Origin of the sequence: Coprococcus sp. RTP21428st1_C9_RTP21428_210409 (genome assembly GCF_040227395.1) — a bacterium.
GTDB lineage: Bacteria > Bacillota > Clostridia > Lachnospirales > Lachnospiraceae > Coprococcus > Coprococcus aceti.
On the sequence record NZ_JBEHVV010000036.1, the window covers coordinates 1 to 26,956 of the forward strand.

The 26,956-nt window shown below is 45.5% G+C and carries 22 protein-coding genes, 1 pseudogene and 1 other annotated feature; all 23 genes and pseudogenes read right to left on the minus strand.

From position 1 onward, the window contains the following. Positions 1 to 117 precede the first annotated feature (117 nt). Entirely contained in the window at positions 118 to 834 is a 717-nt protein-coding gene (locus ABUA34_RS08355; RefSeq protein ID WP_349823146.1) for a hypothetical protein, read from the minus strand. Between the two features lie 272 nt (positions 835 to 1,106). Then, a complete protein-coding gene (gene nudC / locus ABUA34_RS08360) occupies positions 1,107 to 1,982 on the minus strand; it encodes an NAD(+) diphosphatase (RefSeq protein WP_238050762.1) in 876 nt (291 codons plus the stop codon). Between the two features lie 229 nt (positions 1,983 to 2,211). Further along, positions 2,212 to 3,933 carry a carbon starvation CstA family protein gene (locus ABUA34_RS08365; protein WP_015534048.1) on the minus strand — a complete coding sequence of 574 codons (1,722 nt, stop codon included), beginning with the start codon at positions 3,931 to 3,933 and terminating at the stop codon, positions 2,212 to 2,214. 85 nt (positions 3,934 to 4,018) lie between these two features. Next, positions 4,019 to 4,307: a binding site (T-box leader), on the minus strand. A 166-nt stretch (positions 4,308 to 4,473) separates the two neighbouring features. After that, positions 4,474 to 5,412, minus strand: a complete 939-nt coding sequence (locus ABUA34_RS08370; RefSeq protein ID WP_055223640.1) for a DMT family transporter — start codon at positions 5,410 to 5,412, stop codon at positions 4,474 to 4,476. Positions 5,413 to 5,471: 59 nt separating this feature from the next. Beyond that, a complete protein-coding gene (locus ABUA34_RS08375) occupies positions 5,472 to 5,576 on the minus strand; it encodes an ATP-binding cassette domain-containing protein (protein WP_082431307.1) in 105 nt (34 codons plus the stop codon). 193 nt (positions 5,577 to 5,769) lie between these two features. Continuing rightward, a complete protein-coding gene (locus ABUA34_RS08380; protein WP_349823147.1) occupies positions 5,770 to 7,461 on the minus strand; it encodes a putative bifunctional diguanylate cyclase/phosphodiesterase in 1,692 nt (563 codons plus the stop codon). 140 nt (positions 7,462 to 7,601) lie between these two features. Then, positions 7,602 to 8,489, minus strand: a complete 888-nt coding sequence (locus ABUA34_RS08385) for a DegV family protein (protein WP_055280611.1) — start codon at positions 8,487 to 8,489, stop codon at positions 7,602 to 7,604. 245 nt (positions 8,490 to 8,734) lie between these two features. Continuing rightward, positions 8,735 to 9,778, minus strand: coding sequence for an AAA family ATPase (locus ABUA34_RS08390; RefSeq protein ID WP_349823148.1), 1,044 nt, complete (start codon positions 9,776 to 9,778; stop codon positions 8,735 to 8,737). Between the two features lie 16 nt (positions 9,779 to 9,794). After that, positions 9,795 to 10,529, minus strand: a complete 735-nt coding sequence (pnuC, locus tag ABUA34_RS08395) for a nicotinamide riboside transporter PnuC (protein ID WP_015534054.1) — start codon at positions 10,527 to 10,529, stop codon at positions 9,795 to 9,797. Positions 10,530 to 10,575: 46 nt separating this feature from the next. Next, on the minus strand, positions 10,576 to 11,499 hold the full coding sequence (locus ABUA34_RS08400; RefSeq protein WP_117874864.1) for an NUDIX hydrolase: 924 nt from the start codon (positions 11,497 to 11,499) through the stop codon (positions 10,576 to 10,578). A 33-nt stretch (positions 11,500 to 11,532) separates the two neighbouring features. Further along, complete coding sequence (locus ABUA34_RS08405) at positions 11,533 to 12,048, minus strand: cysteine hydrolase family protein (RefSeq protein ID WP_349823149.1); 516 nt, start codon at positions 12,046 to 12,048, stop codon at positions 11,533 to 11,535. 223 nt (positions 12,049 to 12,271) lie between these two features. Then, positions 12,272 to 13,450: a sugar transporter gene (locus ABUA34_RS08410; protein WP_055272485.1), complete on the minus strand. Its 1,179-nt coding sequence runs from the start codon at positions 13,448 to 13,450 to the stop codon at positions 12,272 to 12,274. Positions 13,451 to 13,650: 200 nt separating this feature from the next. Continuing rightward, positions 13,651 to 14,616, minus strand: coding sequence for a carbohydrate kinase family protein (locus tag ABUA34_RS08415; RefSeq protein ID WP_055223625.1), 966 nt, complete (start codon positions 14,614 to 14,616; stop codon positions 13,651 to 13,653). Positions 14,617 to 14,637: 21 nt separating this feature from the next. Further along, positions 14,638 to 16,116 (minus strand): glycoside hydrolase family 32 protein, encoded by a 1,479-nt coding sequence (locus ABUA34_RS08420; protein WP_008402272.1) that lies wholly within the window; start codon positions 16,114 to 16,116, stop codon positions 14,638 to 14,640. A 21-nt stretch (positions 16,117 to 16,137) separates the two neighbouring features. After that, on the minus strand, positions 16,138 to 17,157 hold the full coding sequence (locus tag ABUA34_RS08425; protein ID WP_022215843.1) for an ABC transporter permease: 1,020 nt from the start codon (positions 17,155 to 17,157) through the stop codon (positions 16,138 to 16,140). A 1-nt stretch (position 17,158) separates the two neighbouring features. Further along, complete coding sequence (locus ABUA34_RS08430; RefSeq protein ID WP_022215844.1) at positions 17,159 to 18,658, minus strand: sugar ABC transporter ATP-binding protein; 1,500 nt, start codon at positions 18,656 to 18,658, stop codon at positions 17,159 to 17,161. Positions 18,659 to 18,827: 169 nt separating this feature from the next. Further along, the gene (locus tag ABUA34_RS08435) at positions 18,828 to 19,835 is read right to left on the minus strand and encodes a sugar ABC transporter substrate-binding protein (RefSeq protein WP_416810465.1); all 1,008 of its coding nucleotides are present in this window, start codon (positions 19,833 to 19,835) and stop codon (positions 18,828 to 18,830) included. 516 nt (positions 19,836 to 20,351) lie between these two features. Then, positions 20,352 to 22,349, minus strand: coding sequence for a LacI family DNA-binding transcriptional regulator (locus tag ABUA34_RS08440; RefSeq protein WP_349823150.1), 1,998 nt, complete (start codon positions 22,347 to 22,349; stop codon positions 20,352 to 20,354). 33 nt (positions 22,350 to 22,382) lie between these two features. After that, positions 22,383 to 23,363 (minus strand): choloylglycine hydrolase, encoded by a 981-nt coding sequence (gene bsh, locus ABUA34_RS08445; protein WP_022215847.1) that lies wholly within the window; start codon positions 23,361 to 23,363, stop codon positions 22,383 to 22,385. 32 nt (positions 23,364 to 23,395) lie between these two features. Continuing rightward, positions 23,396 to 23,824, minus strand: coding sequence for a GNAT family N-acetyltransferase (locus tag ABUA34_RS08450; protein WP_349823151.1), 429 nt, complete (start codon positions 23,822 to 23,824; stop codon positions 23,396 to 23,398). Between the two features lie 196 nt (positions 23,825 to 24,020). Next, positions 24,021 to 25,040, minus strand: a complete 1,020-nt coding sequence (locus ABUA34_RS08455) for a sensor histidine kinase (protein WP_015534065.1) — start codon at positions 25,038 to 25,040, stop codon at positions 24,021 to 24,023. Between the two features lie 24 nt (positions 25,041 to 25,064). Then, a complete protein-coding gene (locus ABUA34_RS08460) occupies positions 25,065 to 25,733 on the minus strand; it encodes a response regulator transcription factor (protein WP_004849887.1) in 669 nt (222 codons plus the stop codon). A gap of 15 nt (positions 25,734 to 25,748) precedes the next feature. Then, positions 25,749 to 26,956: pseudogene (locus ABUA34_RS08465) on the minus strand (ABC transporter permease); the annotation flags it as partial.

Genomic DNA, 26,956 nt, shown 5'->3' on the forward strand with positions numbered 1-26,956 from the left:
ACCTGTACAATACAGGATAGCATCCATGTGTTCAGCCTAGTTCATAAATATGTGTCCAGGATTCTGGGTACATATCAGTCTCCGCCGTTTATTTAAAACACATATATCAAAGTGACTTTACCACTCGTGCACCTCTACTTCTAACCCCCACGTGCTGAACAGTGAATCCGCAGCCTCCTCCACAGTCTGACCATCAGGGAGTGCCATGTAACTTCCACTCACGCTCACTATTCCGTCACCACAGTTACTATAGGCTATCCACAGTGCACATTCCTCCCCAGCTGGGATCACCCACACCTGATCCAGCACCGGTTCACTTACTACATACGCCTGATCATACCTAAGTATTGATGAGGCCGCCAATGCACTCGCTCCCCCAGCGCTGGCGGTCACATAATTTCCAAATGCCAAGCATGCATTTTTTTCAACACGGTCTCTGGCCGTATCGGACAGGGACGTTTCACCATCAGTCTGCCCCATAATGAATTTTGCTGCTTTATCCGAGATTATCACAACTGCAATCTTGCCACTTGTGTCGGCTATATTATCCCCCCAGTCACTTGCGACTTCAGCAACATCGTCACTTCCGCCCATTATCTTTATATAAGCTTCATCATTTGCAAGTTCGTTCACCGAAGCCGCCACATCTAGGGCAGTCTCCTTGAACCACTCCTCATCCGGCGTATTGACCTTGAACTTTCCTTGACTCTCTATACCCGATTTGGTTCTATCTGTTTTATCACTGCTTACCACTGATGAACATCCCACAAGTCCCACCAGTGCCGCAAGCACACATATCACAATTCCTGTCTTTTTCATATTCCATTTACCCATTTTTTCTCGATATAAGCCCATTTTTAATGTCTTATTATATAAAGAAACATTCTCCATATTTTTCTCAAGTATCCATATCCTTGATTTGTCTATAATACAATAACTCCATACATTTACACAACCGTTTAAAACTTAAATAATCTTTTTTCTGCCCGTAGGGTATTTGTAGTGAGTCCTGCAATAAACAGCGATCTTAACTCCGTGTGTAACTTGAAAACGACAATGACCACCCGTCCGGATATTCAATGGATATTACATCTTAGCTCTATTTGTCACTTAAACACTTCCTGTCCGTGCTCTTTAAAGTATACCATCATCTCATGTGTGAGACTCAGGTGCTCCGGATAGTCTGGAATATCATCACGGTTCACCCACTCTCCGGTTGCAAGCTCCTGTCTGTCTATGGTCAGATGTCCGTCACCGCCCTCCGGTATGTCTGCCTGACAGAAATAACCCATGAGAAGATTGCTGTCATAGCCCCATGGCTGTGACTTGTAATAAGTGATATTCTTAACGCTGATGCCGACCTCCTCCATGACCTCCCGTCTGACGGTCTGCTCAGCGCTCTCCCCTATTTCGGTAAATCCCGCTATCAGGGCATATCTCTTGTACTCCCTGCCCGCATATGTGGTAAGTATGATCCTGTCGCCGTCGATCACGCCCACTATAACAGCAGGAGCTATGACTGGAAATATCAGCCTGCCGCATGACGGACATCTGAGCATCCTCTCTTTCTCATCATGAACAGTTCTCTCTCCACAGGCACCACAGAACCTGTTGGTCCTGTACCAAAGCGACAGATGCCAGCCGGTCGCCGCCGCAAGAACCGCAGTCTTCGGATAGCAAGCCCTTGTCTTATACATGCTTCGGTATTCATAGCCCGGGGCAGCAAGTCTGTTATCTCCATTCCACAGAAAATATGCAGTATCATCTATTGAAAAGAGATAAACCAGATCCCCTATTTTCCTATCGCATCCGGTTATTTTCTGCAGTTCTCCATACGTCATAAACCCAAGCAAGTTCTCATCATCCATAACTTTCGCAAATATCATTTTCTCAGAAAAAGAGAGAACCATATCGTGATCCTCTGGTTCTCTCCTGTTACTATATTGATTATTAAACCTCTGTGGTTCTATATCCTGTATCATACCTGTATTTCCTCCACTATTCCAGGTGTCCAAAGATCTCAAAGAGAATGACACCCCTCATTTTCCCTATTATTTTCCTTCAAAGACTTCAGCCTGTCAATCCTTAATGTTGGTTACAGCCATGCCATGTAAACATAAAAAATCAGACAATCGGTATTTCACCAATTGCCTGATTTTTTGGTAGTTATTATATTTAAAATCTTTATCGGGGATTCCCCCCACTCATCATTTAAGCCTCTGCCTTCTCAGCATTCTCCTTCTTCATAAGAACGAGCTTCTTGATACATGTGATGGCCACGATGATACCAAGCACGATAAGGAATACTGCTACTATAAGCTGAAGTCCCTCTACAAGGAATGTTGCTGTTCCAGCCTGGAACTTCTGTACATTGCCTATTACATTGAGCACGATAGCTGTAAATGTAACAGCAAGCATTATCAGCATAGGTGGGTAGAGCATTGCGTGCTTTCTGTTTGTTGCCTTGAGGAATACTGCTACGCCTATAAGTACAAGGGCTGCAAGCATCTGGTTTGCTGATCCGAAGAGTGGCCATACATTTGAATATCCACCCTTGCAGAGAAGATAACCAAAGAACAGTGTTATAACTGTTGCAAAATACTTGTTTGTAAGTATCTTCTGCCATACAGGCATCTTGGATGTATCTGTTGTGTCTCCCATGAAGAGCTCCTGGAATGACATACGTCCGATACGTGCAACTGAGTCAAGTGATGTAAGAGCAAGTGCTGATACACACATTGTCATGAATACATTTGCAACTGAGTTTGGAAGTCCGAACTTCTCGAGGAATCCTGCGATACCCTGTGAGAAGATCTGGAAAGGTGTAAGACCCTCTGGAGCCTTGCCGCCAACTGCGACAGCACCAACTACTATAAGTGAGATAACTCCGAGGAGCGTCTCAAGGATCATTGCGCCATAACCTACGAAAAGCATATCTTTTTCATTTCTTACTGTCTTAGATGATGTTCCTGATGAAACAAGGCTGTGGAAACCGGAAACCGCACCACAGGCGATCGTTACAAACAATGTTGGGAACAGATAACTCTTAGCTCCTGTTGATGATACAACTGTGAAACCATTGAATGCATTCAGGTTCATATCAGGATGTCCTACCAGAACTCCGACAAATGCACCAACTAACATACCGATGAGCATGAATGTTGTCATGTAATCTCTTGGCTGCATGAGTAACCACATTGGAAGAACTGATGCGAGGAAGAGGTAAGCCATGATTACGTAATTCCACTGGTCACCATTTAAGTACCAAGGACATTTCATACCTACTGCAAACATTGCAACGATGAGGACGATGGCTACTATAGCTTTGAGCCACTCCTTCATATTCTTGCATGTCTTCATAACCACACCGAATACCATGGCTACTACTATGAACAACATTGAAACTGTTGCCGCTGCAGCACCATTGAAGTTCTTTGTCACAGCTCCGTCAGTGCCTGCTGTGAAACCGTTAAATGTCGATGAAACCATCGATGTAAATGCTGCTATAACAAGAAGTGTGAACAGCCAGCAGAACAGTGAGAAGAATCTTCTTCCTGCCTTGCCTATGTACTTCTCGATGACAAGTCCTATTGACTTACCACCATTTTTAACTGATGCATAAAGTGAACCAAAATCCTGAACTGCACCAAAGAATACGCCTCCGACAAGCAGCCAGAGTAAAACTGGAACCCATCCGAACATAGCTGCGATGATAGGTCCCTGGACAGGACCGGCACCTGCTATCGATGAAAACTGATGTGCAAATACTGTAAGCTTTGATGATGGTACATAATCCTTGCCATCCTCATTTGCAACTGCTGGGGTCTTTGCATTTGGATCTACACCCCATTTCTTTGCAAGCCATCTTCCATAGCCAAGATAGCCAGCACCTAAAACTACTACTGCGATAAGAACAATTACCAAACTATTCATATCTTTCTCCTTTCTCACGCCTTATGACGATATCTCATTTTTTGCAAAGAGTAAATAAAAAAAGGCTTTCGTCTTTATGCAATCTCATAAAGACGAAAGCCTGTATACTTCCGCGTTACCACTTTATTTGCCATCATAAAAGGATGACCTCTCTGACCTTATCTCGCCTGACCACTACTCACTGTCTATTGAAATAAGTTTCTATGTAACGGTAGAAAACCGGTGACACCTAATGTCTCTGGCATCTCATGACCAGGGAATTCAGTGCACTGCTCGCAGAGGATAATCATCAAGGACATACACCGTCTCACACCAACCGGCGGCTCTCTGAAGTATGCGATCTTTGACGACCGTATTCTGTTCTTTGCATTTGCTCTTTGTTCGGTACCTAAACTAGCACTGAAGTATTTTAATGTCAACCCATTTTTGCAAGTAAATAAAAACTCGCATTTTTTTCAAGTGTTTCAGCGTTATATGTACGTCTGCGGCATATTTTTTCTTGTGAAAACAAAGTATTTTTATCATCGGCTCTCAAGACGTTCATGCCATCTCTTTCTTTCCTCGTCCGACCGGGATCTGTGCCAGAAGTATTGCGGCAAATATCAGCCCGCATCCTGCAAGCTGTCTTACCCCCATACGTTCTCCAAGGATGATCCAACCGGCAATGACAGAGAATACCGACTCAAGGCTCATGATCATTGAAGCGACAGTGGGATTTAGTCCGTTCTGTCCAACTATCTGAAGTGTATATGCCACGCCACACGACAACACTCCTGCATAGAGTATCGGAATCCACGCACTCAATGTACCGAGAGGCTGCACCCATGCCGCAATTCCAGCCACACTATGATGCATCTCCGAGAAAAACGCCGGGAATATGCTGAGAATCCCGCATACCCAAAACTGTATACATGACATTCTGACTCCATCCACAAGCGGTGAGAAATGGTCTATCACTAGTATATGTACTGCAAAAAGCAATGCACATACAAGCACCATAAGATCACTGCTCTGAAATGACAGTGAGCTGCTCATACAAAGCAGATAAAGCCCCACCACAGCTATAACTATTCCAAGCCATATATTCCAGCCACATTTCTTCTTCAAAAACAGACTCAGAATTGGAACCAGCAATATGTAACACGCTGTGAGGAATCCCGCTTTTCCCGCCGGTGTTCCCATATAAAGTCCAAGCTGCTGTGCAGAGCTTGCCAGGAACAGAACAGTTCCACAGCATATACCTCCAATCACAAGTCTCTTTCTATCTGATCTATTACTCGGTTTCCTATCAGATGGTTTTATCCTGTCAATTATAAATATGACCGGTATAAGAACAGCACCGCCAATCAGTGACCTTATTCCGTTGAAAGAGAACGGTCCAACCGCATCTCCTCCCTGTCTCTGCGCAACAAAGGCTACGCCCCATATAAAAGCTGTCAAAACTAGCAGCAGTGAATTCCTTACCTGTCTACTCTTCATCTGTGAAACCTCTCGTTCTTTTTAGTCCGTGCCACAGCATACAACATACAGGCACTCTATTATGTGTTGAGAATTGAACTGAGAAACGCCTTTGTCCTGTCATTCTGCGGGTTTCCGAACAGCTGCTTCGGAGTTCCATCCTCAACTATGATCCCGTTAGCCATAAATATAACACGGTCAGCCACTTCCCTGGCACCCCATCTCAAGCAGCAATTTTTGCTGTGTTTCCTTATCAATCCTCTCAACAGTTTTATCATTTTCCCGGTGAAGAAACAAGTCCCCATGTATATATATTTTACCGTTTTACTACATACACAAAAAGCGGCAATGGAGTTCATATGGCTCCATTGCCGCTTTTTAATATCCCGATTCCAGCCTTTGCTCAAATTCATCCTTTGGCAGGGGCTTGTCAAACACATATCCCTGTACTATATCACAGCCAAGCTTTTCCAGATAGTCAAGCTGCTGAGTTGTCTCAACGCCCTCCGCAACTGACTTTTTCCCGAGCCGGCCTATGAGATCTATTATGCTTGCAAACATCACTATATCCTGATGCTTATTATTGTTTACATCGTCAAAAGGTATCAGCGATTTGTCTATCTTGATGGTATCAAGGTCAACCTTTTTGATCATGTTGAGCGAAGAAAATCCTGTACCAAAATCATCTATAGATGTACTTATGCCTCGTTCCTTGAGTCTTCCTATCACGCTGGACATGATCTCATAATTCTGATAATCCTCACTTTCTGTGAGCTCTATCTCAATATAGCTTCTGTCTATCCCAAATCTGTCTATGGTACCGGTTATTCGTTCTACCAGATCGCCTTCTTCCAGATGTCTTCTGGAAAAATTGACTGATACAGGCACAATCTTCAGACCTTTATCCAGTCTGCTCTTCAAAAAACCGCATACCTGCTCAAGCATATAGTAGTCAAGCCTGCACACACTTCCCTCTCTCTCAAACTGCGGTATAAATCTCGCAGGTGTAACCACCTGTCCATCTCTCACCCAGCGGACAAGTGCCTCCGCACCATATATACTTTTGTCCGCAATCCTCACCTTTGGCTGATAATATACTACAAACTCGCCCGCAGCAAGTGCCTGGGGAAAAGCAGCCAGAATCTCCTGATCATCCATAAGTTGCTTCTGAATCTCTTTTGTATATACCACTATAGAGCCCGCTCCGGTTTTTCTTGCTGCCTGATACGCAATGCTGGTTCTGGCCATAACTTCCCTCGGCTTATCAACGCCTTCCAGGCAGGCTATACCCGCTGTAACTCCCAGCTGTAATTCTCTTTTGACAGATCTGAACTCATGACTCATATGAACATCTTTAATCTTGCTTATAAAATCAGACGCATTCTCATTACGACAGATTACAACAAAATTATCTCCTCCAAGCCTTGCTATCTCCTCATCGCTGTCAAGATATGACTTCACCATATGCGCATAATTTCTAAGTATCACATCTCCCTGTGAATAATCAAAAACCTTATTCACATACTTGAAATTGTGGATATTAAAAAATATGCCTGTATAATCACCAATCCGTCCGTTTTTTATCAGATTCACCGCATAATACATCAGGGAATTCTGATTGGCAACACCCGTGTTTATATCTGTATTCATGATCTTTTCAAGCATGCACTGAGCCAATGTCCGGTTGTACTGAATAAATATCTCCCTAAATATAAACCTGTGTGTCTGTATCTCCTCTTCTGAATAACCCGGACCATATGGATAATCCTTGATAAACACAGTACCACCGGTTCTGATCTTCATCTCTATATCAACGGGGGTACCCAATTCAGTCACTTCTCTCTCGTATAATACCGCGCTGCTTCTTTCTCCAAGCGGCATAACCCTGTTTTTCGGAATATCAACAGTAATCTCCGCCTTTCCCAGCCTGAGCCTGTCAGCAATAGCAGCAAGACCATTCCTTATACACTGGATTCTCTGTTGCTGTGTATCCGCGTCCCCGCTTATGCACTCGAAGAATTCTTTCATCTGACTGTCCATTTGTATGCTTTTATCAATTGTATTATCCATTCTCTCTCCTCCAGCCTTCGCCACATAGCCCGTATCGTCCGGTCTTAAATATCAAAATCGGCCCAAGCGCATCAAAAATTAATAAATATAAACTCTTCCTATATTATAGCAGTGGAAAAATGAATGCACAATGTATTATCCTACCCCTGACGTCTTTTGCCCCAGAAAAACAAGGCAACTGTGCCAGGTCCTGTATGACTTCCTATGGTAGTTCCTATATAATTGATTTCCACCTTGCCATCAAGTTTTGGAAATCTCTCCTCAACAAGCCTTGCCACAGCCTCGGCATCCTCCATACATGCAGACTGCGATATATAGCACTTGCCGGAATAATCAAGCCCATCCTGTGCATTCTCCTCCATGCGCTTTACTATCTCCTGAATAACCTTCTTTTTACCTCTTATCTTTGATCTCGGTATCAGCCTGCCCTCGTCATCCATGTTGAGAAGTGGACATATTCCAAGTATTGTGCCGACTGTTCCAGCAGTCTTGGATATTCTTCCGCCTCTGATATAAAACGTGAGATCCGTTGAGAAGAACCAGTGGTTCAGGTCCAGCTTATGCTGTTCTATCCAGTCATGCAGCTCGTCTATGGACCTGCCTTCATCTCTCATGCCTGCCAGCGTGTCCATGATCAGCCCATATCCCGAGGAAGCCCCCAGGGAATCTACCACATAGAGTTTCCTGTCAGGGAATTCTTCCTCCAGATCCTCCCTGGCAATATTTGCAGAGTTTATAGACCCGCTTATTCCCGATGACAATGTCAGGTGAAGTATGTCATACCCCTGTTCAAGATAAGGTTTCCAGAAATCATAATATTCATCTGAATTCACCTGCGAGGTCTTCGTAGCCGCACCCTCTGTCATCTTTCTGTAAAATTCCTCAAATGGCATGGTCTGTCCCAGGTCATCAGGATGCTCCACACCATCAAGCTCGTAGTGAAAGCATATATATTTTACGTCTATTTTGTCAAAATGCTCCTTTGAAAGATCTGCTGTTGAGCAGCAGCTCAAGATATACTTTGCCATGTTTGTCCACCTCTCCAATATATTTATGATTACTTTTTTACATTCGCGTTTTCTTTTGATCTAGTATTAGCATTTTCTTTCGATTTAACATCCACTTTTTCTTATCATCGTTTCTTGCTTACTATTGTATCATCATCTGTACTTTATTCATAGTCATAAATACGATAAAAAACAGGCAAAAATACCCACAACACGTTGTTTTAAAAACCATGTCATGGGCGTTAATATATATGATCATTTGTCATTTAAAATACAGTTGTTATCGCAAGTCGTTCCTCAATCAGTTTTTTCGCAGTGTTGAACCGATCAAGATAATCTCCCGATATCGTCTCACAGTGTACCCCATACTTGTCAAACCACGCCTTGAGCAAATCGCTGTAATGCCTTCTCTCCCGCATTATTTTCTCATTCCGGGTCCCATCCTGGACAAAATCCGTTTCATCAGGATCAAGGAACAACACAAGATCCCACTTATTTGTTGCATTTATCGCGCCCGCCATATCTGTAAGCCTGCGTTTTTGTTCATCATCATCCATGAGCAGATCACAATAAAATCCCGTAGTCAGTGCATCGGTATCCACAAACAACAGTCTGTTGCTATGCCTGGCTGCCCTGCGTACCTCGTCCTTCTGTCTGATGAAGTTCTCCACCAGATCATCTTCAACCATGAAATTCTCGCCACCCGCGTACTCACAGGTGTCACGTCCTATCTCCCGTACAAAATTCGTGTTATATGCCAGCGCAAGATTCTCAACCAGTGTGGATTTTCCTGTGGATTCACCGCCGACAACCAGAATCTTTCTGACGTAGTGATCCCTGCACACCTCTGGAATATACTCCCAATGCGCCGTCGCCCACTCACGGATCTCTGTCGAGGATACCGGAACCTCCGCCCTGTCAAAGTACACGACCTCACTCTCCGGACAGTACAGGCTCTCAAACCTGCCGGTTCCAAGATAATCCGAACCACAGAACACTGCATCTATAGGCTTTCCTATCGTGTCCTTGATATCCTGTGCTCCCTTTTCCCAATAATAATCCGTATTATATTCTTCTTTTGAGACCGCCTTATCCTCTATCATGATTATCTTCACATTTGGCAGATGTCTTGTACTGTTAAGTATCCAGCGATATCTCTGTTCCTTTGAGGCAGACTCTCTGCCCTCACACCAGCTTATCATCACATACAGTTCCTCACACATCGCCGCAGCACGTATGATGTCGTGGATGTGTCCTATGTGAAGCGGATCAAACGAACCCCCATACATTCCTACCTTATATCTATACATAACTTGTCAGCCTCCCTTACTCTGTTGCCGTGCCGTCTTCGAAAACGTGTACTTCGTCCAGGCGATTTCTTCTGACCTCACGTTCCCATCTGACACACATAATAACGGCATTTCCAAGGTACACTATCCACATGAGCAGCGTTGCTATGTTGTCATTGCCACTCACAAAGTTTTGTGCCCACATATATATTGTAAACACATCTACCGCAATCCATATCCACCACTGCTCCGCGAACATTCTTACAGATACAACCATCGCCACAACCGATGAAACCGTTGTAAACGCATCCACAAATGGCATGGCATCCCCGAGTCTCTTTAACAGCAGCCCATACAGAAATGTGCCAAGTGCCACCGCCAGCACCATGAATATCCTTCCCACCGCCTTCATGTGTTTCTTTCTGACCTCATGCGTCTCATCATTCATATGCCTTGACCACACATAGAATCCAACAAACTGCATAGGCACATAATATAGCGCATTGAGCATCGTCTCTCCGTACAGTGCAGCCTTATACGATATAACCGCGTAAAGCACAGTATTCACAAGACCGAATATGTACGCTGACAACTTTCCTTTTCCCGTGCACACTACACAGACCACGCCTGTGGTGGACGATATGATCCCCATAACCGTATCATCCCAATATATGGACAGCCCCACGATGACTGCACATGCGATAAGCAGCCAGGTGACCTCCAGCTTCTTCCAGCCCTCTATCTCATTTTTTATAAATTTCTTAAATGTCATCTATTCATTCCTCCCTTTTAAACATCAATCCACTACACTATAGTCTCTACTTCCTTGCATCATTCCTTCGCGTGAACAGTTTGGCAGGTCTGTATCTCTCACCGGACTGATATGCATCAGTCTCCTCAACATATTCCACAATCTTTCTTCTGAAGTTAGGTGTGGTAAGTTCCATGTCCCATATCTGTTCATATACATTCTGAAGCTCAGTGAGTGTAAATCTATCCGGCAGCAGGTCAAATGCCAGCTTCATATCTCTCCTGACATCCTCCCGCAGTCCTAGCACCGCCTCAGTTATGATCCTCGCATGGTCAAATGCCAGTCCTTCACATTCCTCTATGTCGTAGCTGTCCGAGCTTCGTCCGCATGAGCTCATATCTGTTTTTCGCAGCACTGCCGTAAGTTTTATACCAGAGTCTGCATTCTTGAGAACCAGCCTGTATCTTTTCCCGTTTTGGACTTTATATGAAGCTTCAACTTCATTTTTCGCAATTTCTTCGCCTGTGCCTGACACCTCTGTCAGTTCAACCGTAAACCATCTTGCATCCTGTGCATCATCTCCTGCCTTAAGGCTACAGGCTCCGGCGTTCATAAGTGCCATATAAGTTGATGATATGACCCAGCCTCTCGGGTCTCTGCCCGGCTCGCCATACACTCCGACAAGCTTTACATATGCATCTCCTATACCGGTCTCTTCGCAAAGCTCTCTTCTGGCCGAATCTATGACATCCTCACCTTTTCTGCAGAACCCACCGGGCATAGCCCAGCTTCCTTTATATGGGAATCCACCTCTTCTTATCAGTAGTATCTTGAGCTTCTTCTCCTGAAGTCTTCTTACATCCTCACACTCGTCATCCTTCATAACTGAAAATACAACCACATCCGCGGCAACAGATGGCCTGTCATATTTTGTCAGGTCATATCCGGCAAGGAATTCCTTCTCTTCGTCACTCATCTCATATGTCTTCATACGTATGCTTCATCCTCCTTTATATTTCCGCCGTTATCTGATTATGTCCACCTGACACATCGCCATGGTCGTCAGCGCAGCCTCATGGCTCTCCGGCGTCACCCCGGCACAGCACTTCGCATCGACCTTGACATTTATCTCCGGGTACAGAGCCTTGATGATCAGGGCATTTGATACAACACATATATCCGTACAGAGACCTACCATCTCAACATCCTGAAGGTCGAAGTCTCCCCATCCTGTATATCCAAAGCTGGTCTTGTTGATGTATATAGCTCCCGGGACTTCAAGACCAGCTGCGATCTCCCAGCCCTCAGTTTCCTCTATACAATGTGGAACTGGGAGATGACGACCTTCGTTTGTCTCCATGTAGTCCTCATAATGCGTATCCCTTGTGAAGATGATCTCATCCCCGCGGTCAGCATACTCCTTTATCTTCTTTTTCACATTCTCCACGATGGCTGCAGCCTCCTTTGTTCCGAGAGCCCCATCAATGAAATCATTCTGCATGTCAACCACTATAAGCGTCTTTTTCCTGTTATCGTCCATAATTCTTCTCCTCCTGCATCTGCATGCGTTCCAACTTATTATCTTTTTGATAATATCTCCCGGTTATTTGTATGATATTATCATTTTGATAATATGTCAACCCATTATTTGAAACTTACTAAAAAACGGCAGTCCTGACATGCCATGTTCCAAGCCGAACCCGCATGCCAGCACTGCCGCGCTATTATATTTCAATTACATTTAATTATATGCAAATACTCTGTCAGTTCACACTCTGTCTCAATTTTCTTAGAAGTACAAATGCAAAGAACAGCACCGATATAACCGCGAACACCGCACCTACAAAACCGATATATGATATCGCGCCCTTGTCGCACACAATTCCGCCGATCCAGCTTCCACCTCCGATACCGAGGTTGAAAAGTCCTGAATATATGGCAGTCGCCACTGCGGAGCTCTTCTCATCAACACTTCTGATGACCTCCGACTGCGTGGTCACATTGAACGCCATGGCTGTTATTCCCCAGAATGCACATAGGAGTACCATGGTCGCCAACGTCTTTGACGCCGGAAGCAGAAGCAGCAGCCACACAAGAAGAGTTGCCATGACTGTACCGATGAATGCAAATCTGTGCTTGTCATAAAGCTTTGAGAACAGATAGCTTCCGAGAAGTCCCATCGCTCCAAATATCAGGAGCACTACAGTGATGACATTGTTCTGGAGCTTTGCAACCTGCTGCATGAACGGCTCTATATAACTGTACACCGTGTAGTATCCAAGCACGAACAGTATCGTCTGAATATACAGGCAGATGAGCACCGGATTCTTCAGAAGAGCAGGGAGATCCTTCACATGGAACTGCTCTCCGCTTGCGATCTTAGGGAATACAAATGCCATGTACACCAGAACCGCAAATGCTATGATTCCAACGATGAGGAATGTAACTCTCCATCCCATATACTGTCCAACAAGTCTTCCAAGCGGAAGTCCGGCTATAGTAGCTATGGATGTTCCAGTCACGACCATGCTCAGTGCAAATGATCTGTGTTCTTCATTTACAAGTCTTATGGCAACCGGTGAAGCTATCGACCAGAATATCGCATGGGTACACGCAACGCCTATACGCGATGCCATGAGCACTCCGTATGTCGGCGCGATCACGGACATGATCTGGCATATTCCAAACAGTGCGATCGTTCCCATGAACAGCTTCCTGAAATCTATCTTCGACACAAGAAGTATGAGCGGCAGGGACAACAGCATGACTATCCACGAATACACTGTGATAAGCATTCCCGCCTTCGACTCCGATATGCTGAACGACTTTGCAATGTCTGTCAGCAAGCCAATTGGCATAAATTCCGATGTGTTGAATATGAACGCCGAGACGGTCATTCCCACAAGCGGAAGCATTTCTTTTCTCGTCAATCTACTCTTCATATTTATTCCTCTTCCTAATAATATGTGGTATATATGATTTTTTTTGTTCACCAGCCACATATTATAGGAAATGGAATTATGAGTCAATGCACTTTTGAATGGTTATACTGTCCAAATGTTAGATTGTACAAAAAAGAAGGCCGGAAACTCTCCGGCCTTCAGGGTTAAGGGAAAATTTTATGTGAAAAATTGTAGTACACTTACTTTACTGCGAGTCTCTCAAATGTCTCGCTCTCTTCAGGAATCGATCTGAGTCCTCCGCGCTTCTCGACACACAGGCTCGCAACCGCATTTCCGTATCTTGCACACTCTGCAAGCTCATCTATACTGAACTCCTCCAGTCTCTTATCCGCTCTGACAAGCTGTGATACAAATGCTCCCCAGAATGAATCTCCAGCCCCCGTCGTATCTACCACATGGCTGACGAATCCGGGAACCTTCCGGCTTCCATCCCTGCTGCATATCAGCACACCCTCACTTCCCAGGGTGACCGCAACAAGTCTTACGCCGCTTCCCAGAAGATACTCTGCTGCCTCTTCCGGATCGGAAAATGGTGTGAGTAGCGCTGTTTCCTCGTCCGAAAGCTTCATTATATCTACAAATGGAAGAATACTCTTCATCCTCTCCATCGCATTTTCTCTGCTGTCCCACAGCGGTGCTCTGTAGTTCGGATCATACGATATCACCGCGCCGTATTTCTTTGCCTCCTTCACCGCCTGAAACGTGGTGGTTCTGGCCGGTTCATCCGTAAGAGACAGCGAACCTATATGGAACACCTTTGTGTCTCTTAACAGGTCGGCATCCACTTCCTTGTAACAGAGCATTGTGTCCGCTCCCGGCTTTCTGGCAAATGAGAATTCACGCTCTCCGTTCTCATCCAGAGTGACAAATGCCAAAGTGGTAAATACCGTATTGTCAACCACTATACCTCTGGTATCTATCCCTGCCTGCTTTGCCGTCTCAACAAGGAAATTGCCGTGCATGTCATCTCCAACCTTACCAATGAAGGCAGTTTTAAGCCCGGCTTTACCGACTGCCGTGAGCATGTTTACTGGAGCCCCTCCGGGATTCTGCTCGAAGAGCTTCATCCCGGAATCAGTGCTTCCGGCAGGTGTAAAGTCTATCAGGAACTCACCAAGAGCCACAACATCATATTTCTTTTCCATGTTGGATCCTCCTTGTGAATTTTACTTTCCTGTGATCTCTATGTCATAGAATTCTACTCTTGCATCCTGTGCCAGAAGTCCCGTCTCAAACTCAGGCTTCGCATATATTCTGTATGTAAACGCCACCTGTTCTCCGACAAATACCTCCACCATATCATGGTCAACGATGATCTTCACATCTATCTCGCTGCCCTCTGTTATGTCAAATGTCTTCTCGCACACTCTGACTCCATCAGGGCCCGGCTCCGTTGCAGGAGGCACAGCCTGACAGGACTGAACCCAGAACGGGTCAACTCCCATAGGAAGATTTACCAGTGACACTCTCTGCATGGCCACATCGAACTCAAGGAGAAGGCATCCGCTTGCTTCCTTGTCTGACTTGAGCAGTATACCGAAATGGTCATACACCTCTCTAGGCATGATCTTGCACTTCAGCATGTAGCTCTCCTCGTTGTGTCCAAGGAATCCGTATGTACATGTGCTTACTGAATCCATCTCAACCAGTCTGTCTCCGTGAAGCTCTGCATTTCCAAGTACAGGGATGTAATCCCATGCCACAGGCTTCTCAAATACATGCTCATATTCCTTTGGAAGCTTTACGTCAAGTCCTCCATCCGCTGTGGCAACTACCTCATGCGGCACGCAGAAGGTTCCGCCCCAGTACCATTCACCTCTGTCGCTTCTGTCTGCTCTGTCGTGAGCCCAACCGAAGTAGAAGCGTCTGCCGTCATCATCCTGCATGGACTTGGCTGCGTAGAATCTTCTTCCGCCTATGCCATCCTTCTTTGGCTTTCTCCATGGGCCAAATGGTGACTTTGCAACTCTGTATATTGTATTTACATATTCTGAGAATCTTGAGTATGAGAGATACCAATTGTCTCCCATCTTGTACATCTCAGGGCACTCAGGACAGTTGGTGTGTCCCGGTGAATATATCGGTCCGTAATATTCCCAGTTGACCAGATCCTTTGATCTGTAGAGAACTATACATCCTCTTCTGGTTATCGGCATATCCAACCTTCTCGCTGATATGAGGATCCAGTAACATTTGTCCTCCTCATTGTAGAATACATATGGATCTCTCCAGTCAAGCTTCTCGTAAAGCTCTATCATAGGTGTGATGACCGGATTGGCTGCATCCTTCACCCACGTGATTCCATCGTCGCTTGTAGCGTGGCATATGGTCTGCTGATACTCTGCGGTGAGGCAGTAGCCTGTATAGAATGCATGGTATTTGCCCTCGCCGTATATGACTGATCCAGTCCATACTCCTGATGCATCCGGCTCGTCGCCCTCGCCCGGATAGAGCGCTGTAGGAAGCTCCTCCCAGTGCACCAGATCATCTGATACACTGTGGCTCCATGTTGTTCTGAGTCTTGCCGGGTACACTGTTGTTCCCGGAGGGGAAGTCAGTGAGAATATATGATATTTGCCCTCGTGGTAGAAAGGTATTGCATCTCCCGTGGAATCCGCGAAGGACATCTTTCTAAAAATCTCCATATTATCAATCCTCTCTTTCTACTAGTTTGCTGCCAGTTTCTTCTTCTTGAGAAGCTCAAGCTTGCCCTTCTGTCCATCAAGGAGTACCGCACATGCGATGATAAGACCCTTGATGATGAGCTGCCAGTATGATGACACTCCGATAAGGTTAAGACCATTTGAGATGATTCCGATGACCATGGCACCAAATACGGTTCCACTGATCCTTCCTTTACCTCCTGTCATGGATGTTCCGCCAAGTACGCAGGCTGCGATGGCATCAAGTTCGTATCCGCTTCCTACTGAAGGCTGGCCTGAGTACATTCTTGAACAAAGTACAAGTCCTGCAAATGCTGAGAGAAGTCCAGATATTGTAAATACTACGATCTCTATCTTCTTGATAGGTACACCTGAGAGTCTTGCAGCCTCACGGTTACCACCTATCGCATATACATATGTTCCAAACTTTGTCTTGCTGAGGATGAAGCTGAACAGTATGATGAGCACTACCATGTACACTACAGGGAGTGGGATCACATTGAACAGGTATCCTGTTCCGATCTCGATGAAGATCTTGTTGGTGATACGTGTTGACTGTCCACCTGTGTAGACATAAGCTATACCACTTGCTATGTTCATCATGGCCATTGTGATGATGAATGCAGGCACCTTGAAGTTAGCAACTATAAAACCACTTATAAAGCCCGCTGCTGTACCAACCAGAAGTCCTGCTACTATGGCAACGCCGAGAGGGAGTCCCTGGTTAACTATGAATCCTACGGTCAGGGTTCCCGACATGGCTACTATCGATCCAACTGACAAGTCGATGTGTCCAAGTATAATTATCAGTGTCATTCCAAGTGCTATGTATGTGTTGATCGATATCTGTCTAAGCACTGATATGATGTTGTTGGTCGTGAGGAACTTGTCCGTGGCAAGTGCTACCGCCACACACATGATTATCAGAACCACTATGATTCCTATGTTGCCCTTGACTATGGATGTCAGGGGATTGTTCTTTAATATAGAAGTTGCTTTTGAATTCTTCTTTGTCTCGCCCATATTATTCGATACCTCCTGCAGCGTATTTCATTATCTCTTCCTGTGAGAGCTCGTCCTTTGACAGCTTCTTCACGAGTCTTCCGGCTCTGACCACACATACGTTGTCGCACATGTTGATGATCTCAGGAAGCTCACTGGATACCATGATTATCGCTATGCCTTCCTTTGCCAGTTCATTGATTACTGTGTATATCTCAAATTTTGCATTTACATCCACGCCTCTGGTCGGCTCATCCAGAATAAGTACATCCGGCTTGGTTGCAAGCCATTTGCCCAGAACCACCTTCTGCTGGTTTCCGCCTGACAGGCTGCCCGCCTCAATCTCAGGCGATGCCGCCTTTATCCTCAGTCTCTGTGAATAATGGTCAATTACCTCGCCTCGTTTTCTCTCACTTATAGCGATTCCATTCATATAGAATCTGAGGGATGAAAGTGTGAGGTTAAATGCCACGCTGTTGCCAAGTACAAGGCCCTGTTTCTTTCTGTCCTCCGGAACCAGTGCTATGCCTGCCTTGATAGCCTGCATTGGATTCTTGAAGTGAACCGGCTTTCCTCCGAGTATCACCTCTCCCGATGTGAGCCGTGTTGCGCCAAATATCGCCTCCATGATCTCACTTCGTCCGGCACCTACCAGACCTGAGAATCCCAGGATCTCGCCCTTATGTACTGAAAAACTTATATCTTCAAAGACACCTGTCTGAGAAAGATTCCTTACCTCCAGAGCAGTCTCCGCTTTGTCCATGTCACAGTAATCTCTGGCATAGAAGCTCTCCAGATCTCTTCCTACCATCATCGCAACCAGCTCATTCGGGCTTGTCTCTGATGTCTTTTTTGTTCCTACGTATGCACCATCCCTGATGACGGTAACTCTGTCAGATATTCTGAAGAGCTCCTCCATTCTGTGGGAGATGTAGATTATACTTACCTTTTTCTTTCTGAGATTTTCAATGATCTCAAATAACTGCTCAACCTCCTCATTTGAAAGTGATGAGGTTGGCTCATCCATAACTATTATCTTGCCGTTGAATGAGACCGCTTTAACGATCTCCACCATCTGCTGCTGTGCGATGGTCAAATTTTCTACTATCGTGTCTGCCTTTATATTCACACCGAGGGATGATATCATCTCCTCTGCTCTTCTGTTCATCTCTGCAAAGTCCAATGTTCCAAGCTTTGTCCTTATCTCTCTGCCGAGAAACAGGTTCTGTGCCACCGAAAGATATGGAACAAGTACGATTTCCTGATGTATTATTCCTATACCATTCTCTCTGGCAGCCGGAACTCCGTTGATCTTGACCTCCTTGCCATTTACCTTGATGATTCCGCTGTCGGGCTGGTAAATTCCGCCGAGGACCTTGATCAGTGTGGACTTTCCTGCACCATTCTCACCGAGCAGTGCGTGTACCTCTCCCAGCTCAAGGGAAAAGTCGATGCCGCTTAAAGCATATATTCCAGAGAAGCTTTTCTTTATCCCTATCATTTCCAGAACTGTCTGTCCCATATTAAACCTCCAAGTTTCTAAAATAGATCTTTTGTTATCCTGCTTTTTCGGGATCACGGCCGGAGATCTCAGATCCCCGGTCTATCCCGTGTTATATGCATCTACATTGTGTCATATCTGCCAAGTCCGGGTTCAGCTCCTCACTATTATTTTCGGAGCCGGTCCGGCTTTACTGCCAGTCGTTAACTGTCTTCTCTGCCTCATCCTTGAGTACAAGGTGTGAATCAAGATATACCTTCTTCTCGTCAATGGTCGTATCTCCGCCTACATACTTCTGTGCTGCGTTGAATGCATACTCTGCAATCTGTACAGGAACCTGACATGCAACTGCTGTGAACTCACCGTCAATGAGTGCCTGCTTGCCATCTGGTGAAGCATCGATACTGTACACGCCGATCTTGCCAGTCTTATTTGCTGCCTTAACTGCTGCTGCAGCACCGAGTGCTGATGGATCATTGATGCAGAAGAATGCCTGAAGATCTGTGTTTGCTGTGATGATATCCTCTGCAAGACTCATTGATGCATCAAGTGCAGCCTCGCCATCCTGCTGTGCCACAATATTGAACTTGTCCTTGTTGTCACCGAGACCATCGAGGAAACCATTTACACGGTCTACACAGCTCTCATTTGATGGGAAGTCAAGGATCGCAATGTCTGCTCCATCCGGATAATCCTTAACCATCTGCTCACCTACAAGCTGTCCTGCCATGTATGCATTTGTTCCAACGAACTGTGTTACAAAGTTCTCTATGTCATCCTCGATAACTGCTGTATCTACATTGAAGATTGGGATTCCTGCATCTTTGATCTCTGCAAGACCAGATGTGATACCTGCTGAATCAACTGGGATGATGAACACTGCGTCGTATCCACTGTTTGCCACGTCTGATAACTGGCTGAGCTGTGTGTTCAGATCGTAGTCAGGATCAAGACATGTATATGATATTCCGTTCGCATCACAGAGTTCCTTGAGCTTTGCATCTATTGAACTCTGGAATGTGTTGTTAAGTGTGTTTGTACAGAATGCAAATGACAGGTCGGATGACTTCGTGCTCTCCTGCTTTGTACCTGATTCAGATGAACCGCCGTCCGATGCGCCTCCTGCTCCTGATCCACAACCTGCCAGTAAACTGAGTGACATGCACAGGCATGCTCCAACTGCTAATAACTTCTTAATCTTTCTCATAATTTTTACCTCCAATATCATGTATTTCGTTTTTGCTAACTCGTTGTCGAAAAACTGTTTACAACCGGTTTAATTTACGTAAATTTTAAACTGTTTTTCGTCCTTTGCATGTTTTGATGATATAACCTTTGTCGGTTATTGTCAATATCAAGTGTTTTATTTATTGCTTATTCGTCATTATGTACAAATAACACTCGATTGCATTATAGGGTTCGCAGGTCTTTTATTATTTTTTACGTAAATATTTTACGATATGTCATACTTATGGGATTTGTAGTGTATGATTGACACCCGTTACTTGTCACCTTGTATCTTGTAATCTTGTCCTTTGTCTCCGGTACCACTTCCCCGGGAATTTTCTCTTTTGGGTGTGGTTACAGCAACTTGGACACAAAATTGTATCCTTGGGAACTTCTCAGGCGAAAAAGATACAATCTTCCAAGGTCTTGTGTGTAAACGCAAAAAATCCGCCAGAAAGATACAATTTTCTCTCTGACGGATGTCATATCACCCAAGTCTGTCCGGCATGGACTCATGGAAGATTTCCTTCCATGCAAGCCTGAGCTGTTTTGGCTCGACCTGATACGGCTGAACTCCCACATACTTTGGAAGCTGTTCTTCACTTACCAGGGACTTGGCAACAACTGCCGCAGCCGCTCTTCCCTGCTCGTATGGTCTCTGTGTGCTGAGTCCCTTAACTATTCCTTCTTCCATGCACCGGGCTATGCCATGGTCAAGATCAGTGGTGAACACCGCCACATCCTCCCTGCCAAGCTCCTTGAGTGCCTTTATAGTCAGAAGTGCCGGGCGATCCCAGCTCACATACATTGCCTCAATTTCGGGATTGGCAGTTATCACATCCTTGGCTACCTGATATGCATTAGATATCTCTCCAAAACTCCTGATCGTCACTATGTCGATATCCGGATAACTGTCCTTTATTATTCTCTCAGCAGCATTATCCCTGACTCTTGTTCCATAGAATGCCGCGCCATGAATAATGAAACCTGCCTTTTTTTTCTTATTTTCCTTACAATATTCTCCCAACATTCTTCCCGTGTTCGTTCCATTCTCCGACTCATTTACTGATACACAGGACACATAGCTGTTCTTGGACATGCCATCTGGAACATTGCTTATGAACACAAGCTTTGACACCTTTGAAAGCTCCTGAAACTTTTCTCTGGTACGACTGTCATCCGCTGGAATAGCTATAACTGCATCCGGTTTCTGAAGTCTTATGCCATCAAGCTGTGCATTCTGCAGTTCCGAGTCAAAATGTGCATCCATAACTGATACAACATCTATCCCAAACTGCTCAAGTTCCTCCCGAATTCCCTTCTCATGCAATTCTGCCCAAGACGTTCCGGTATAGTGGAAAGAGATCGCAACCCTGTAATGTCCTGCCTTTAGTCTGTGTTTCTCTTCTTTTGTCAGTACAACCGAATCCGGTGCTGCCGCTTTATCTCCAAATGGTCCATTGTCAAGCATCTTTGTGGATTTTCTGACTACAAGCTCTACATCTGCATAACAGTCATGCGATATGGCAACTCCCGTATTGATCTTCTCAAACAACATCCCAACAGCCTTGGCACTTAGTCCCTTCACATCTCTTCTCAGTATTGTAAGAGGTGGATAAGTAAGTTCAGACCAGCTCTCATCACCAAATCCAACCACAGATATCTCTCCCGGACAGTCGATTCCCATATCTCTCAGTGTCTTCATAAGATAAAGAGTTATTCTGTTGCCCCCCGCAAGTACAGCGGTCGGCCTGTATCTGCGCAGGGCTTTCTGAATAGCCAGCATGCAGTCATCCTCTCCTTTTTCCAACGTCACATCAACAATGTTTGCATCATTTGTATTTATATTGTATTTCTCCAGAGCATTCAGGAAACCTTTTGTTCTCTCATCCCTGGTGGTACTGTCCGTACTCTCTCTGAAAAACAAAACATTTTTGTGTCCACTCGCAAGCAGATAATCTGCGCCCTTAAATATAGCCTCTCGGTCGCGAAACTCAACCGAGTCTATCCCTGATCCAAGTATATTTCTCTCCACGCAGACAAATGGAACACCCGACTGTATGAGTTTTGTGTAGTTAGATGCCACATCACTCACCGGCGCATGTATGATCCCTGCAACCTTCTTATTCACCAGAAGTCCGGCAAGCACCTGCGCCTCCTCCTTGAGATCATTGTCTGTTATCGCCACAAGGAACTGATATCCCTGCACACTGACAAGCTGCTTCACATAAGCTACCATATCTCTGTATATAGTACTTTCAATGTTTGGAATGACTGCAACTATCGTGGACTCCCGTCCAACCAGCAGTTTTCTCTCCTTATCAGCTATCTTATTCTGGTATCCTGTCTCTACAATGATCTTCTCTATCTTATCCACAAGCTCAGGTCTTACATACCTCGTCCTATTTATAACATGTGATACCGTGGCTATTGACACCCCAGCCATCTCCGCTATTTCTTTTATTGTAACCTTGCTTTTACTCATACAGCATCCTTTCTCCCTTGTAAGCCACATACATCAGTTCTGCCAATTGATATTCTCCCCCTGGATAAGAGGGTATCTGGCAAGCTCTGCGCCGTCCAGATCCTCCCTGTTCATATCAACAGCATTTATCTGATGTCCCTCATAGGTATTGTAGTAATATATACCCTTGTCTGCATTGCAGCATGAGGTGTATATCGTGATCTCGTATTTGTCAGGTGCGACCTCACAGCAGCCCCTCTGCTGATCCACAGAGCCAAGTATGTGAAAGAACTGGCTTACACTCTCAGCCTCAGAATCCGCAGGCAGACTGTTCTGCTTCACAAATGCCACCCTGGCAAATCTTGACGTGGACGACAGATCCCCAGGAAGTCCTATGGCCCCCATGCCGCGGCTGTAAGCGCTCAATCCAACTTCTGGTGCAAATGTGTTCACTGGCTGCTTCGGTGACAGTCCCATATACTGGTTGAGCAGGAACATCTGCTGAGGAAATGGCGGGTTGTTCGTGAGGACTCCAACCGGATTCTCGTACACATGAAGTCCGTCAGCCATGCACTCCACTGTTATGGCACCATTTCTGTCCGCAATGATCCAGTGGAGCTGCGCCGTAGGAAGCTGCTCAGAAAATGGTGTTCCTGTCAGAGTCATCCTATCCAGTGCCACCCTTGCCTCGCCTACACTGGCACAGCTTCCGAGTATCCATGGAATAAACTCATACTGAGCTACATTGTCCCTGTCTTCACTCTCATCAGCTTCCTGATACGCGGCATTTCCAACGAAATTCAGGCCTGCCATTCCAAGTCCCTTCTCATTTATAGCATCATAGTAGAGAGGATAGTCACCCGCCACATGTGCCATTCCTATCATGGCATAATGGCTGTCCATCCTGCCCATATATCTGAATTCAAACGGATAATTTCTCGGAGTCACGGTAATCTCATCGCCGTACGAGAATTCATAATCCAGCGTTCTTCCAAAATAGAAATCCTTTGTCTTATATGTCGCTGCTGTACACATATTTTGCCTCCTTACAAATCTCTGCAGATAATTTATATCATCATCTCGAAGCCATAACAGCTCTTTTCAAATCCATAGTGTTCGTAGAAGCCATGTGCCCCTGTCCTCGGAAGTCCGGAATCAAGGGTGATGGCCTTGCATCCCCTCTGCTTTGCAAGCTCCTTTGCATGATCCAGGAGTGCCACACCATATCCCTTGCCACGGTCCTCCTCTCTTGTTATGAGACTTGACACATAGCATGTGAGCCCCGACATCCAGAATGTATTTAAATAGTCTCCATGGCACATGCCTCTGCAAATGCCTTCATCCCATAATAAAAACGCAAAGCTGCGTTCGTCATCTATGACGTCCATATATACTTTGCGTATTTCTTCCCTGTCATATGTATTATATGTCCATAATTTTTCTATAAAATCAAATACAATATCAAAATCCTCTGCTGTCGCTTTTCTGATCTCCATAATTATATTCTCCTTTCCCACTGAGTTTCAGTCCACGTAAACTGACTTTGCACCATCAACTAAATTACAACCAATGCTTACATTATAAAATATCAAAGTGATTATTAACAGACCGCCACTCATAAATTTATTATAAAATATCCCGGTAAAAAGTGAGGAGGCAGATACGCACAACACTGTATCTGCCTCCTCACTTTTATATCTTTGTCTCCACATCCGGGAATTCAAGTACTATCTCGAATCCATTCTGCCACTTTGAATTTGCCGTCACTGTGATACCCAGATCATGCGCCATCTCACTGACAAGATACAGTCCCATGCCCGTTGCATGCTTCCTGTTCTCACCCGAATCACCCGTGACACCCTTCTCGAATATGTATGGCATGTCACAGCTCTTTACACCTATGCCATTGTCACTCACGGACAGCAGCTTTTTGTCACCCGCCGTCCAGAAGTCAAATGATATCTCCGGCTGCTCATTTGTGTATTTCATGGAATTGCTCACAAGCTGACCGAGTATAAACTGCAATCCCCTGCGGTCACTGTACACCTCTCCATTCTCAAGACACTTTCTGACCCGTATGCCCTTCTCCTCAAGCAGGGATCTGTAGTCAGCTATCACCTCATCCACGCATTCTTCCACATCTATGCTCTCCATGAGATAATCCTTGGAATCGCTTTTCAGTCTGGCGTAGTAGAGCATCTGGTCCACATAGTTCTGCATCTGGCTGGTCACATTGTCCATCTTCATCACAACATTATGAGGCAGCTCATCTCTCCTGTTGTCCACCACAAATGTCAGCAGAGAGATGGGGGTCTTGATCTCATGTGCCCAGTTCTCCACATACTCCTGATAATCCCTGAGCTGTCTGCCACTCTGCATCACTGAATCTCTCAGATCGTGAAGCTCCTCCGACAGCACGCTCACATATTCCTGTTCAGAAGCCCCGCACAGGCTCCTCATTTCTATCTCGCTCTGTTCATCCGGGGCAGTGACAAATCTCCTGAACGCCTCAATCTTCTTCCTGTCCTTTATACACAGCACCGAGCACACCGCCGCGAACAGTATCACAGTGAACATGCCAACCAGCACCCTTATTCTGACAAATGCCTCTGGTGCCACAAGCCACATGAAGAAGCAGAACGCCACGTCCATCAGAAGCAGCAGACCAAGCCAGACAATATTCTGTTTTATAACAAGTCCAAATCTTTTCATATTTTCTCCACTCTGACAAGTGGGTCAGGCACCTCCGTCCCCAGGGAATATTTTGTATCCAACGCCTCTTACAGCTATGATCTTTGCCTTCATATCCAGTCCCGCCATTTTCTTTTTGAGTCTTGTAAGATTCACCTGCAGGGCATTTTCATCTATATACTCCGATGTGCCCCACACTGCCTCACAAAGTTTCTCCTTAGACACGACATCTCCTCCGCTTGTCATAAGTGTCTCAAATATACGTCCCTGATTCTGTGGAAGCACCGCAGATCTCCCATCTATATACAGAGTGTATGTCTGAGTGTCCAGAAGAAACCCTTCTCCTTCGATCAGGTTCTGTCTGCCCTCGTACCTCTTGAGCACATTTGCCACCCGGGCCAGAAGCCGCTCACGGCGGCATGGCTTCGTGAGGAATTCATCAGCGCCCAGCTCCAGCGCATGGAGCTCGTCCTTTAGCTGGTCCCTCGATGTGAGAACCAGCACCGGGACAGAGCTCCGCCTCTTGATCTCCCGGCATATGTCAAAGCCGCTCCTGCCAGGAAGATTGATATCCAGCAGAAGAATATCCGGAGCCATGTCCAGTATCTGTTCTATTATGTTGTCAAATCCATCTGGCTTAACTGCCCTGTATCCTGCCTTTGTCAGCATATCCAGAAGTTCATCGCACATGAGGACATCGTCCTCAACCACCATCACACACTTCACCGTTTACTCAACCCTTTCCGGTGTCATCATCGCCATGAGATATCTGTTGCTTGAGCGTTTCACCGCTGTCATATAGATATATTCTACCACACACAACAGGATTATCATAACCGCAGCTATGATAAGTATCTGTTTCACACTGCCTCGCATGGATTCTGACAGGATTCCCGTGAGCAGAGCACGCACACCGAATATACTGCTGACCGCCGCCACGGCAACCGGGATTCCGAAATACCAGCCCACCTGTCTGTTTGCTGAGCTGCAGAGCATTTCGTATGTCGCGCCAAGCTTCACAAGGGTTCTGTACCTTCTGCCGGACTTTCTCTGTCCCATCAGGAACTGAACACCGATTATGGTATTTGCGATTATGAGGAACACCACCGCCAAATAAAGCGTTATATATCCTGCAGCCACCGTGTAGAACATATTTCTTCCTATGTTCTGCAGATAACTCTCGCAATCAGCGTTTATACTCTCAAAATCTATGCCGTCAAGTTTCTCATTTTCGTCCATTATGGCTTTCATGAGGCCCTTATCGTCCACGATATCCTTTTTGAGAACGGCATTTACATATAACTCGTAATTGTCATTTGTCAGTCTGGCAAATGTATCATCGTCCACGATAAGTCCGAACGACAGGGTTATCGATGAATCTGTCACAATCTTCGTGGTCTGGACCTCTCCGGTCAGATGATACTCATCTCCTCTTACATCCACCTCCGGACGCTCTGCCAATACCTCATTCAGTAAACCTCCGCGGTAATCAGTAAAGAAATCCGTATAGAGTGCCAGTTCATTCTCTCCGAGCTCCAAAGGCTCCTTTCCCGCAGTCTCAAGCACCTTGTTGTACGCACTCTCCTGGATCAGGTAAGGGTATGTCATGTATGACATGTTATTTATAAGCACGTCCCTGTCCTCTGAAACCTTGAGTTTTTCAAGTGCGGATATGACATTCCCCACGTTCACAGCATCATCATGGGACTCATTTTCACCCATCTTTATATAACCAAGCTTCATATCGAATACGTCCGAGAAATCCTCCAACACGCCGGTTTCCTCCAGTTTCGCGCGGATATTCCTGCTGTCCGTCTCAGCGTCACCCCCATATGAGGCAAATGTATAATCGAGCACATGATCCATATTCTGTCTGGATATACATATGCCAACGCCCGCACCGCAGCAGCACAGAGCGCCGAGTATGAGTATCGAGC

What these genes read in the sequence shown, in the direction of transcription:
- ABUA34_RS08355 (WP_349823146.1), bottom strand. Translation starts at nt 834, where the DNA reads ATGGGTAAATGGAATATGAAAAAGACAGGAATTGTGATATGTGTGCTT.
- nudC (WP_238050762.1), bottom strand. Translation starts at nt 1,982, where the DNA reads ATGATACAGGATATAGAACCACAGAGGTTTAATAATCAATATAGTAAC.
- ABUA34_RS08365 (WP_015534048.1), bottom strand. Translation starts at nt 3,933, where the DNA reads ATGAATAGTTTGGTAATTGTTCTTATCGCAGTAGTAGTTTTAGGTGCT.
- ABUA34_RS08370 (WP_055223640.1), bottom strand. Translation starts at nt 5,412, where the DNA reads ATGAAGAGTAGACAGGTAAGGAATTCACTGCTGCTAGTTTTGACAGCT.
- ABUA34_RS08375 (WP_082431307.1), bottom strand. Translation starts at nt 5,576, where the DNA reads ATGGCTAACGGGATCATAGTTGAGGATGGAACTCCGAAGCAGCTGTTC.
- ABUA34_RS08380 (WP_349823147.1), bottom strand. Translation starts at nt 7,461, where the DNA reads ATGGATAATACAATTGATAAAAGCATACAAATGGACAGTCAGATGAAA.
- ABUA34_RS08385 (WP_055280611.1), bottom strand. Translation starts at nt 8,489, where the DNA reads ATGGCAAAGTATATCTTGAGCTGCTGCTCAACAGCAGATCTTTCAAAG.
- ABUA34_RS08390 (WP_349823148.1), bottom strand. Translation starts at nt 9,778, where the DNA reads ATGTATAGATATAAGGTAGGAATGTATGGGGGTTCGTTTGATCCGCTT.
- pnuC (WP_015534054.1), bottom strand. Translation starts at nt 10,529, where the DNA reads ATGACATTTAAGAAATTTATAAAAAATGAGATAGAGGGCTGGAAGAAG.
- ABUA34_RS08400 (WP_117874864.1), bottom strand. Translation starts at nt 11,499, where the DNA reads ATGAAGACATATGAGATGAGTGACGAAGAGAAGGAATTCCTTGCCGGA.
- ABUA34_RS08405 (WP_349823149.1), bottom strand. Translation starts at nt 12,048, where the DNA reads ATGGACGATAACAGGAAAAAGACGCTTATAGTGGTTGACATGCAGAAT.
- ABUA34_RS08410 (WP_055272485.1), bottom strand. Translation starts at nt 13,450, where the DNA reads ATGAAGAGTAGATTGACGAGAAAAGAAATGCTTCCGCTTGTGGGAATG.
- ABUA34_RS08415 (WP_055223625.1), bottom strand. Translation starts at nt 14,616, where the DNA reads ATGGAAAAGAAATATGATGTTGTGGCTCTTGGTGAGTTCCTGATAGAC.
- ABUA34_RS08420 (WP_008402272.1), bottom strand. Translation starts at nt 16,116, where the DNA reads ATGGAGATTTTTAGAAAGATGTCCTTCGCGGATTCCACGGGAGATGCA.
- ABUA34_RS08425 (WP_022215843.1), bottom strand. Translation starts at nt 17,157, where the DNA reads ATGGGCGAGACAAAGAAGAATTCAAAAGCAACTTCTATATTAAAGAAC.
- ABUA34_RS08430 (WP_022215844.1), bottom strand. Translation starts at nt 18,658, where the DNA reads ATGGGACAGACAGTTCTGGAAATGATAGGGATAAAGAAAAGCTTCTCT.
- ABUA34_RS08440 (WP_349823150.1), bottom strand. Translation starts at nt 22,349, where the DNA reads ATGAGTAAAAGCAAGGTTACAATAAAAGAAATAGCGGAGATGGCTGGG.
- bsh (WP_022215847.1), bottom strand. Translation starts at nt 23,363, where the DNA reads ATGTGTACAGCAGCGACATATAAGACAAAGGATTTCTATTTTGGAAGA.
- ABUA34_RS08450 (WP_349823151.1), bottom strand. Translation starts at nt 23,824, where the DNA reads ATGGAGATCAGAAAAGCGACAGCAGAGGATTTTGATATTGTATTTGAT.
- ABUA34_RS08455 (WP_015534065.1), bottom strand. Translation starts at nt 25,040, where the DNA reads ATGAAAAGATTTGGACTTGTTATAAAACAGAATATTGTCTGGCTTGGT.
- ABUA34_RS08460 (WP_004849887.1), bottom strand. Translation starts at nt 25,733, where the DNA reads ATGGTGGTTGAGGACGATGTCCTCATGTGCGATGAACTTCTGGATATG.